The organism is Streptomyces sp. ATLC9 (assembly GCF_057196705.1).
Map to the genome: position 1 here is coordinate 1 of NZ_JBXUOY010000306.1, position 5,880 is coordinate 5,880.

Below are 5,880 nucleotides of genomic sequence, written 5' to 3' on the forward strand. Positions count from 1 at the left end.
CGGGTGGCTGCGGCGCCCAGGCGCCCGGCTGCACCGGGTCGGACGGAAGCGTGCCGGGCTGCTGCGGTCCGTGCTGCGCGGCAGGAGCGGGCGCGTCGGGAGCGGGCGCCGCCCCCTCGGGCGCGACCGCCCCGGACGCCTCCGGGGAGGGGGTGTTCCGCGCCGCGTGCTCCTCGTGTGCGACGTCGAAGTACTCGGGCCCCGTGGTCGGCGGTCCCGGCTGCCGTACGGGCACGCCCCGCGGGGGCGTGGGCGCCGGAGCCGCCGGGGCGCTGCTGCGGTCGGCGAGCGTGCGCACCACGCCGGACTGCTCGGGCACGGGCGGCCCCAGGTGCGGCGGGCGGGGAGGCGTCACGGCGGTGTGGGGCGCCTGCCCGTGGGCCGTCCGCCCGGACGGCGCTGGGTACTGCCCGTATCCGTCCGACTCGCGCGGGCCGGGCACGGAGGCGGGCGCGGATGCCTGGGGCCGCGCGGACGCCGCCGCCTCGCCCCAGCCGTGGGAGCCGGGCAGCAGCAGGTCGTCCTCGTAGCCCGACGCCACACCTTCGACCGGGCCCCCGAAGGTGTACGTGCCGGGTGCCGGTGCGCCCGGCTGCTCCGGCTGTCCGCCTGCGTTCTCCGGCTGTCCCTCGCCCGGGACCCGGCCGGTGTCAGTCATGCGTACCCCTCGCCCATCGGTAGTGCTCCTTCCGGCCCCAGCGGGCGCCCGCCGTGCCCCCGTCCGAACCATCCCGACATCGACAGACAAAGTGTCAATACCGGCCGGCGGCACAACGGTCCATCAGCCTACCCGCCGTCGCGCCCCGCGGGTGGCGGGGGGGACGACTGACCCCGGTTGGTCCGGTTCGTCCCGGACGAGATCACATCCGGCTGCCGGACAGCAGGAAGACGACCGCGCGTTCGCGCTCCGTCCACTCCCGGGTGTCCAGTTCCAGGGACTGGAGCAGGGTGCACTCCACGGTGTATCCGCCGTCCGCCAGCACCCGTCCGACGGCCTCGGCCCCGTCGCGGGTGGAGGCGTGTGTGACGATCCTCTCGGGTCTGCGGTCGGCGCAGGCGGCGACCGTACGCACCCCTCCCCCGCCGACACGCACCACGTCGGGTTCGGGCAGCGCCTCCAGCGCCAGGGGCGCGATGCCGTGTACGACTTGGAGCTGGACGCCGAAGCGCCGCGCGGCGGCGGACATCCGCGCACAGGCGGCCGCGTCGCGTTCGACCGCGAGGACCGCGGAGCCGAAGCGGGCGGCCTCCACGGCGACGGCTCCGCTGCCCGCGCCGATGTCCCACAGCAGGTCGCCCGCTCTGGGGCCGAGCCGGGCGAGCTGGGCGGCGCGCAGCTGCGCGGAGTCCGCGGTCGCCGCCGGGGCGTCCTGACCGGTGTACTCGGCGGCCGGCAGGGCCCAGCCCCGCACGGCGGGCGGGTAGTTCGGTTCGCTTCCGGCCAGCCATCCGCTCGGGCCCGGCGTGACGGGCCCGGCCGCGGACGCCGAACCGCCCACCACGATCACGACGTTGGGGTCGCGCCAGACGTGGTCGGCGACCTTGTCGGAGGTCAGTACGGTGACCCGCTCCCGGTCGGTGCCCAGTGCCTCGCAGATGAAGAAGGTGCGGTGCACCCCGTCCAGCAGCAGAGCCAGTTCGGCGGGGCCGGCGCCGGGCGAGGTGAGGACGGCGACCTTGGTGTGGGCGCGGCAGACGTTGACGGCGCGGCGCAGGGTGCGGCCGTGGGCGACGACGATCCGGGCGTCGTCCCAGGGCATCCCCGCGCGGGCGAAGGCCGCGGCGACCGAGGAGACGGCGGGTACGACCTCGACCTCCAGGCCGTACTCGGGTGCGCGCAGGGTGCGGACGACACCGAAGAAGCCCGGGTCTCCGTCGGCGAGGACCACCGCGGTGCCGCGGTGCCCGGCGATACGGCGGGCGGCCGGGGGCACGCTGCCCAGCCGGATGCGCTCGGCGCCGGGCGGGATCTCGGGGAGGGCCAGGTGGTGGGCGGCGCCAGCGACGAGGGTGGCGGCTCCGAGAGCGGCGCGGGCGGCCTCGGTCAGTGGCGAGCCGTCCCACCCGATCACGGTGACACGGTCGGCCATCGTCGGCTCTCTCCTGGCGCGTCGCGGTGCGGGGGCGGAAGACGGTGCGGGGGTGTGCGCGGGGCGCGGTACCCGCGGGGCGGCGGGATCGCCGCAGTGAGGTTACCTCGCCCGGCGCGGGGGCCCGGTCCGGACTTCGGGGTTCCCGGGCTTCGCGGCTCCGGAGGTGCGCGGCTCCGGTCCGTCAGCGCCAGTCGGGGTAGGCGGAGTAGCTCCCGGCCTCGGGGTAGGCGGGGTAGCCTCCGGCGCCGGCCGACTCGCCCGGTCCGTCCTCCAGATCCTCCGGCAGGAGGCTCCAGACGATCAGGTCGGTGCGGATGTCGGTCCAGCCCCCGTCCTCGGTACGGGTCCGGGCTATCCAGGCGTTGCGCAGTACGCCCTCGCTGACGCAGCCGACCTTCTGCGCGACCCGCTGGGAGGCGGTGTTGTCGGCCGGGGTGCGGATCTCCAGCCGCTCGAACTTCCGGTCCTGGAACAGCCACTGGACGGCGGCGAGCAGCGACTCGGCGGCGTACCCCTCGCCGCGCGCCCAGGGGGCGGTCACGTAGGCGGCCTCGGCGGACAGCACCCGCCAGTCGGTCTTGCGCAGATGGACGGTGCCGACCAGGCGCTGGGTGAGGAACTCGGTGACGGCGAAGACGATGCCGTGTCCCCCGGCCCGCTCCGCGGGCGCTCCCCGGGTGATCCACTCCCGGGCGTGCTCCTCGGTGTAGGGGACGGGCACGGAGGTCCAGGCGGTGACCAGTTCGTCGTTCATCATCTCGGTGAACGCGGGTGCGTCCTCGGTCTCGAGGGGACGCAGCACGAGCCGTTCCGTGCTGATCGAGATCTCCGGGAAGATGGATGTCATGCGCCGCTCCAGCCTGACGGGGTCGAGTGCACAGCATGCAGCATCGCCCCGGCGGCGTGCAGCGCGGGCCCGGCGGTGAGCCGGGGCACGGGCGGACCCCGGCTCACCGCCGCACCGGTGTCAGGAGGCGTCGGAGGCGGCCACCACCGAGCCCCGGTACTCCTCCTCGATGAAGTCGGCGACCTCCTCGGAGGCCAGCAGGTCGGCCAGCTTCCTCACCCGCGGGTCGTCCTCACCGCCCTCCTTGACGACGAGGAGGTTGACGTAGGGGTTGCCCTCGGCCTCCTCCAGGGCCAGGGCGTCCTCGGCGGGCTCCAGACCGGCCTCGATGGCGTAGTTGCCGTTGATGACGGCGGCGTCCACGTCGTCCAGGGAGCGGGGCAGCGCCGCGGCCTCGAGCTCCTCGAACTCCAGGCCCCTGTCGTCGGCGATGTCGGCCAGGGTGGCGTCCTGCCCGGCGCCCTCCTTCAGCTCGATCAGGCCGTGGTCGTCCAGGAGCTTGAGGGCGCGGCCCTCGTTGGTGGTGTCGTTGGGCACCGCGACGGTGTCGCCGGCGCCGAGTTCGGAGGTCTTCTCCAGCGTGGAGGAGTACAGGCCCAGCGGCTCCAGGTGGACGCCCGTCACGGGCACCAGGTGGGTGTCCTGCCTGGCGTTGAAGTCGTCCAGGTAGGGCTTGTGCTGGAAGTAGTTGGCGTCGACCTCGCCGTTCTCGGTGGCGGTGTTGGGCAGGACGTAGTCGGTGAACTCCCTGACCTCCAGCTTCAGTCCGGCCTTCTCGGCCAGGTCGTCCCGGACGAAGCCGAGGATGTCGGCGTGCGGGGTCGGGGAGGCGGCGACGGTCAGCGGGGCGTCGGCGTCCCCCGAGCCGCTGGAGGCGGCGGGGTCGGAGTCGGTGCCGCAGGCGGCCAGCGAGAGGGCCAGGGCGGCGGTGGCCGCGACGGTGGTGGCCCTGGTGCGGGCGGACCGGGAGACGGCGGACTTGGGGATGGTGCGCACGAAGAGTGCCTCTTTCCGTTCTGCGTTCTCCGGGACCCGGCGTGCGCCGGGCTCCGGCCTGTGCCGGACAAGGGGTCCGGCTTCCATGGGTGTGGAGGGTGGTTCGGGGGGGTCAGGTGGTGTGCTCGCGGCGGGAGAGCAGGCGCACCGCGCCGTCGCCCAGGAGCTGCACGGCGGTGACGACGGCGAGCAGCACGACGACGGTGGCGAGCATGAGACCCGTCTCGAAGCGCTGGTAGCCGTAGGTGATGGCCTTGCTGCCCAGACCTTCGGCGCCCACCGCGCCGGCCATCGCGGAGTAGCCGACGAGGGTGATGACGGTGGTGGTCAGGCCGGCCACGAGGGAGGGCAGGGCCTGTGGCAGCAGCGCCTTGAGGACGACCGTTCCGGTGCCGCCGCCCATGGACAGGACGGCCTCGACCAGTCCGTGGTCCACCTCTCGCACGGCCGTCTCCACCAGGCGGGCGAAGAAGGGGATGGCGCCGATGGACAGCGGCACCACGGCGGCCGTCGGGCCGATGGAGGTGCCGACGACCATGCGGGTGAAGGGGATCAGGGCGACGACGAGGATGATGAAGGGCAGGGAGCGCCCGACGTTCACCACGGCTCCGAGAACCTTGTTGACGGCCCTGTTCGCCAGCAGCCCCCCGCGGTCGGTGAGCACCAGCAGCACGCCCAGCGGGAGACCGCCCAGGACGGTGACGAGGGCGGACCAGCCGACCATGTAGAGGGTGTCGACGGTGCCCTGGAGCAGGATGGGCCGCATTTCCGGCCAGGTCATCGGGACTCCTCCGCGGTCTTGAGGGCTTCGCGGGTCCGGGGCGCCCCGGGAGTCCCGGGGGTCCGGGGGAACTCGACGGTCAGTCCCCGCTCGCGCAGGAAGCCGATCGGCGCGGCGATGTCCTCCCGGCGGCCGGGCAGTTCGATCCGCATCCGGCCCACCTGGCGGCCGCCGATGGTGTCCATGGCGGCCGCCAGGATCGACACGTCGATGCCGTGGGTGCGTGAGAGCTGGGAGATCAGCGGCCGTCCGGTGCTCTCGCCGTGGAAGGTGACGTCCACGACGGTGCGCTGCGGGGCCGGGGCCGTCTCGCCGGGCTCGCCGGGCTCGCCGGGCTCGCCGAGGGGGAACAGCTCGCGGGCCAGCTCCGAGCCGGGGGTGGCCAGCAGCCCGGAGACGGTACCGGACTCGGCGACCTTCCCGTCCCGCATCAGCGCGGCCGAGTCGCAGACGGTCTTGACGACGTCCATCTCGTGCGTGATGAGCAGGACCGTCAGGCCGAGCTGCCGGTTGAGGTCGCGCAGCAGGGCCAGGACGGAGCGGGTGGTCTCCGGGTCGAGCGCGGAGGTCGCCTCGTCCGACAGCAGCACCTTGGGGTCGCCCGCCAGGGCACGGGCGATGCCCACGCGCTGCTTCTGGCCGCCGGACAGCTGTGCGGGCCAGGACCGGGCCTGGTCGGCGAGGCCGACCAGGCCGAGCAGTTCCCGGGCCCTGCGGGCTCGCTCGCGGCCGGGGACGCCGAGGATCTCCAGCGGCAGTTCGACGTTGCCCCGGACGGTCCGGGAGGACAGCAGGTTGAAGTGCTGGAAGACCATGCCGATGCGGCTGCGGGCCCGGCGCAGTTCGGCGCCGGCCCGCCGTCCGCGCCCGGCCAGGGCGGTGAGGTCCTGTCCGTCGACGACGACCGTGCCGGAGGTGGGGCGCTCCAGCAGGTTGACGCAGCGGATGAGGGAGGACTTCCCCGCACCACTGCGGCCGACGACGCCGAAGACCTCGCCCTCGCGGACGTGGAGGCCGACACCGTCGAGTGCGGTCACGTCCCGGCCTCGGGAGCGGTAGACCTTGGTGAGTCCCGTGGTGGTGATCACTGGGTGTCCATGACTGTCGAGTGCCCGGGCGGGGGGGGGCGCGCGGCGGCCGGGGGGGTTGGCGTCGGGGACGGG

5 protein-coding genes and 1 pseudogene are annotated in these 5,880 nt (G+C 74.3%); all 6 read right to left on the minus strand.

Annotation, left to right across the window (positions count from 1 at the left end):
- Positions 1 to 658, minus strand: a pseudogene (locus AC2CJA_RS23170) (nicotinate-nucleotide--dimethylbenzimidazole phosphoribosyltransferase); the annotation flags it as partial.
- 202 nt (positions 659 to 860) lie between these two features.
- The gene (cbiE, locus tag AC2CJA_RS23175) at positions 861 to 2,090 is read right to left on the minus strand and encodes a precorrin-6y C5,15-methyltransferase (decarboxylating) subunit CbiE (protein ID WP_484604622.1); all 1,230 of its coding nucleotides are present in this window, start codon (positions 2,088 to 2,090) and stop codon (positions 861 to 863) included.
- A 184-nt stretch (positions 2,091 to 2,274) separates the two neighbouring features.
- Entirely contained in the window at positions 2,275 to 2,940 is a 666-nt protein-coding gene (locus tag AC2CJA_RS23180; protein WP_484604623.1) for a GNAT family N-acetyltransferase, read from the minus strand.
- Between the two features lie 120 nt (positions 2,941 to 3,060).
- The gene (locus tag AC2CJA_RS23185) at positions 3,061 to 3,936 is read right to left on the minus strand and encodes a MetQ/NlpA family ABC transporter substrate-binding protein (RefSeq protein WP_484604624.1); all 876 of its coding nucleotides are present in this window, start codon (positions 3,934 to 3,936) and stop codon (positions 3,061 to 3,063) included.
- Positions 3,937 to 4,048: 112 nt separating this feature from the next.
- Positions 4,049 to 4,717, minus strand: coding sequence for a methionine ABC transporter permease (locus tag AC2CJA_RS23190; RefSeq protein ID WP_484604625.1), 669 nt, complete (start codon positions 4,715 to 4,717; stop codon positions 4,049 to 4,051).
- A complete protein-coding gene (locus AC2CJA_RS23195; RefSeq protein ID WP_484604626.1) occupies positions 4,714 to 5,805 on the minus strand; it encodes a methionine ABC transporter ATP-binding protein in 1,092 nt (363 codons plus the stop codon). Before AC2CJA_RS23195 ends, AC2CJA_RS23190 begins: the two co-directional genes overlap by 4 nt.
- Between the last annotated feature and the right edge of the window lie 75 nt (positions 5,806 to 5,880).

Bases quoted from the DNA above. Each gene is read 5' to 3' on its own strand.
- cbiE (WP_484604622.1), bottom strand. From the start codon at position 2,090: ATGGCCGACCGTGTCACCGTGATCGGGTGGGACGGCTCGCCACTGACC.
- AC2CJA_RS23180 (WP_484604623.1), bottom strand. From the start codon at position 2,940: ATGACATCCATCTTCCCGGAGATCTCGATCAGCACGGAACGGCTCGTG.
- AC2CJA_RS23190 (WP_484604625.1), bottom strand. From the start codon at position 4,717: ATGACCTGGCCGGAAATGCGGCCCATCCTGCTCCAGGGCACCGTCGAC.